The organism is Streptomyces sp. NPDC054847 (assembly GCF_053610925.1).
In genome coordinates, this window is record NZ_JBSGZJ010000544.1 from 1 (window position 1) to 4,453 (window position 4,453).

Sequence of the window (4,453 nt, forward strand, 5' to 3'; positions counted from 1 at the left end):
ATGCGGCAGTTGAACCTGCTCGGCGCCGGCTCCGCCCTCGCCGCCCGCCCCCGGGGGCCCTGCACCGCGCGCCCGCGCGGTGCCCTCCATGTCCTCCCACGGCCCGCCGGCCGTGCGAGGTACGCCCGGACGGCTGATTTCGCTCCACGAAATCAGCCTGGCCGGCGGCGCTCGTGTGGCCGGCGGCGCCGGCGTGCGTTGGCTGCGCGGGGCTCGGGCTCGGCCGATGGGGTGTTCGCGGCCTCGGCGGCGGCTCCTGCCCGTCGGCGGAGCTTGCCTGGTCGGCAGCACTCGCCTGCGTCGGCTGCGCCGGGCTCGGACCCCGGCCGATGAGGTAATCCCGGCCTCGGCGGCGGCGTCGGCCTGCGTCGGCCGCGCCAGGCTCGGACTCCGCTGATGGAATTTGCAACCGTGCCTGCCGCGGCTGAGCTCTGCGCCTGCCAGGTTCCGGACCCGCCTGCGGCGGCCCGAGCCTTCGCAGGCGGCTCAGGCCTCCGCCGGACCGAGGCAAATCCAGCCTCACCGGCGTTCGAGACGCGGGGGGCCGGTGGGGTCCCCCCACGCCGCCAGGCGTAGGGGGGAGGAGCCCGCGCAAGCACCGCGCGGAGCGTGGTGGCGGGTCCGGGCGGAGCACCCACGCGGCGGAGCCGCACCTCGGTACAGCGGGAAGGGGCGGGGTGGGGAAACGCCCCGCGCAGCGGCCACGCCCCCGACGCTAGGGTCGTCGCGCACGACCACGCACCGCCCACCGCTGGGGCCCGCACGAAGGACACCGCATGGACATACCCCACACCGGCTGGCCCGGCAACGAGCTCGAAGAGGTGCTCGCCGCGTCTCTCGGCAATCCCGCGGCCGGCGGCCGCCTCGTAGAGGTGCTCGGCCGCAGCCCGATATGGGTCCCGCTGCCCAACGGCGGCAGCCAGGAGAGCCGCGACCTCGATCTGCCGACCATGGAGATCGACGGCGCCGCTTACGTCCCCGTCTTCAGCTCGGAACAACAGTTCCTCCAGTGCGTCGGCGCCCATATGCCGTTCACCGTCGCGCCCGCCAGGGAATTCGCCCGCGGGCTGCCCCCGCAGCTCGGTATCGCCGTGAATCCGGGCGGCGCCGTGGGCGCCCCGTTGCCGCCCGCCGCGGTCGCCGAACTGTGCCGGGTGGGGCGGACGCCGCTCGAGGGCCCGGCCTCCGGCGGCCGGGTGCGGCTCTTCGAGCCGGACTGGCAGGAGGAGCCGGTCGACTTCCTCGCCGCCGCGGCAGGCGAGTTCGAGGCCGTCGGCGTCGTGCTGACGGGCCGCCGCGCGCTCGCCTCCATCGAGGGCGACGCGCCGACACTCTTCATCGGTGTGCAGCTCTCGTCATGGGAGGGCGTCGAGCACAACGCCCCCATGGACGCCCTCGGCCGGGCCATGGGCCGGGTCCAGCCGCCGTGGCCGGTCAACCTGGTGCTTCTCGACGTCGCGCAGGATCCGGTGGCCGACTGGATGCTCGAGCGGGTGCGCCCCTTCTATCAACGACAGCACGCGTAGGGCTCGGGCCTGACACGAAAGAGAGACCCTGTGGTCAAGTCTTTGCCAGGAGGGCCGATTAAGCTGGTTTGATGGCCTGACCAGCCTGACAGAGGCTGTGCGGAACGGTGGGACCGAACGAGGGGCGGAACAGGGTGAGTGCGTCAGGCACCGCGGCGGCCGGGCAGGTCGAGCACATGCTGCGCCAGGTGACTCCCGGCCGCTACGACGCGTACGAGGCGCTGCTGCACGCCCTCGCCGACCCCGCGGGCGGCCGGATCTGGATGCTGCTGTGGCACGGCCGGCCCGGCTCGCCCGACGCCCAGTACGGCAACATGGAGATCGACGGCGTCTGTTACGCCCCGTGCGTCACCTCCCCCCAGGAGCTGGCCGTCTCCGGCTGGAACCGTGCGCACGAGGTCACCACCGGCCGGGACATCGCACGCGCCCTCTACCCGGACCGCTGGGGCATCTGGCTGAACCCGCACGCGCCCGGCGGCGGTGTCGGCGTGCCGTGGCTGGATCTGCGCCGTATCGCCACGGGTCTGGACCGGATGCCGGCGGGACCGCTGCGGCTGTCGGACCCGGCGATCGAGATCCCGCAGTTCTACGCCCTGCTCACGCAGAACGCCCACCGCACTCCCGCCGTCCGCTCGCTGCGGCGTGCCTGGGTGCAGCCCGCAGTGGGGCCCGCGTACCTGGCCATCGGCCTGGATCTCTACGACACCGGCCCGCAGTCGGTCGAGACGGTGCGGGTAATGATGCGGCAGTCGGTGGCCGCCGTGCCGGACGGCCTGCCGGTGTCGACCGTGGCCATGTCCGACGAGTACGACCCGGTCACCATGTGGATGCGCGTCAATGCCCGCCCCTTCTACGACCGCGACGCCCACGCGGGGGCCCCGGCCGCCGGCGGCGGGTACGGATATCCTCCGCCGCACACCCGCTGAGCTGGGCCGCTGCGGAAATGACGGGAACGAACTCCGCCGGATGTCAAGGGTGTTAAATCGCCTGGCGGGGATGTCCCGTATCTGCCCGGTTTGTTGAGTGTCCGGGTCTCGAGTAGGTATCACCGCTATCCGGACTGTTCTCCCAGGTGTCTCCCGTCTGTAGTGTTCGGCCGTCAAGACCTCTCCCACGGCGGAACCTCGGGGTGGACCCATGCGAATATTCAAGTCCGGAGCTGTCCGGGCGATCACGGCGGCGGTGGCCGTCGGCCTGATCGCCACCGGCTGCGCCAGCGAGCGGGGCAAGGACGGTGACAAGGGGGGCGACAAGGACACTTTCGTGTTCGCCGGCGCCGGTGACCCCGGCTCCCTCGACCCTGCGCTCGCGAGCGACGGTGAGACCTTCCGGGTCACCCGTCAGGCCTTCGAGGCCCTGCTCGAGCACGAGTCCGGCGGCAGCAAGCTCGTCGGCGGTCTCGCCGAGAAGTGGTCCAGCGACCCGGCCGGCAAGGTGTGGACGTTCAACCTGCGCAAGGGTGTGAAGTTCCACGACGGAGAGGCGTTCAACGCCGCCGCGGTCTGCGCGAACTACGACCACTGGTTCAACTGGAAGGGCACCTACCAGTCGAGCGCGGTCTCCTACTACTGGCAGACCATCATGGGCGGCTTCGCCAAGAACGAGGACAAGGAAGCCCCCAAGCCGAACTACAAGTCCTGCACGGCGAAGGACGAGAACACGGCGGTCATCGAGGTCAACGAGCCCTCGGCGAACCTGCCCGGCGGCTTCTCCCTCCAGGCGCTGGCGATCCACTCGCCGAAGGCCATCAAGGAGTACGCGAAGCAGGACGCGACCGCCAAGGGCGACGCGATCACGTACCCCAAGTACAGCCAGGAGGCCGGCACGGTCGCCGGCACCGGCCCGTACAAGATCACGAAGTGGAACAAGGGCAACAAGGAAGTCACCCTTGAGCGCTTCGACGACTACTGGGGCGAGAAGGCCAAGGTCAAGAACCTGGTCTTCCGCACGATCGACACCGAGGCCGGCCGCCGTCAGGCGCTGCAGGCCGGTGACATCGACGGTTACGACCTGGTCGCTCCGGCCGATGTGAAGACGCTGGAGAAGGAGGGTTACGAGGTCCCGACCCGTGACGTCTTCAACATCTTCTACGTCGGTATGACGCAGTCGAAGAACCCCGCGCTGAAGAAGCTCGAGGTCCGGCAGGCCATTTCGCACGCCATCGACCGCGAGGGCATCGTCAAGACGCAGCTGCCCGAGGGCGGCAAGGCCGCGTCCCAGTTCATGCCCGACACGGTGGCCGGTTTCTCGGACAAGGTGAAGACCTACCCGTTCGACACCAACAAGGCCAAGGAGCTCCTCAAGAAGGCCGGTGAGGAGAAGCTCAAGATCGAGTTCTGCTACCCGACCGAGGTCACCCGCCCCTACATGCCGGCGCCGCAGGACATGTTCGAGCGCATGAAGGCCGACCTGGAGAAGGCCGGCATCACGGTCACCCCGAAGGCCATGAAGTGGGCCCCGGACTACCTGGACGCCACCGAGGCCGGCTCCTGCGCCCTGCACATGCTCGGCTGGACCGGTGACTTCAACGACGGCTACAACTTCATCGGCACCTGGTTCGCCGGGCCCGACAAGCAGTGGGGCTTCAACGACAAGAAGGTCTTCGACGCGGTGAACGCCGCCTCGAAGGTCACCGACCCCGCAGGTCGCGTCGAGGCCTACAAGAAGGCCAACGAGACGATCATGGAGTACGTCCCGGGCGTCCCGATCTCGGCCTCCCCGCCGGCGATCGCCTTCGCCAAGAACGTCAACCCGCCGAAGGTCTCCCCGCTGACGCAGGAGAACTTCGCCGAGGTCTCCTTCAAGTAATCGAAACCCCAGCGGGTCCGCCCCGGCACCGCACACCCGGGGGCCGGGCGGCCCCCCCGCCCCCCCCCTAGAAAAGGGGCTGGCGGGGGGCGGGGCCCCTCGGGAGGAAGAGGAAGAAA

The 4,453-nt window shown here is 70.2% G+C and carries 3 protein-coding genes; all 3 read left to right on the forward strand.

The features are described 5' to 3' along the window. Positions 1-776 precede the first annotated feature (776 nt). The 3 genes from ACWGH4_RS31980 to ACWGH4_RS31990 all read left to right on the forward strand — a co-directional run bounded on the left by ACWGH4_RS31980 (position 777) and on the right by ACWGH4_RS31990 (position 4,334). Positions 777-1,526 (forward strand): enhanced serine sensitivity protein SseB, encoded by a 750-nt coding sequence (locus ACWGH4_RS31980; protein WP_453467036.1) that lies wholly within the window; start codon positions 777-779, stop codon positions 1,524-1,526. 134 nt (positions 1,527-1,660) lie between these two features. After that, a complete protein-coding gene (locus tag ACWGH4_RS31985) occupies positions 1,661-2,452 on the forward strand; it encodes an enhanced serine sensitivity protein SseB C-terminal domain-containing protein (RefSeq protein ID WP_441266058.1) in 792 nt (263 codons plus the stop codon). Positions 2,453-2,663: 211 nt separating this feature from the next. After that, positions 2,664-4,334, forward strand: a complete 1,671-nt coding sequence (locus ACWGH4_RS31990) for an ABC transporter substrate-binding protein (RefSeq protein WP_441266057.1) — start codon at positions 2,664-2,666, stop codon at positions 4,332-4,334. Positions 4,335-4,453: the final 119 nt, after the last annotated feature.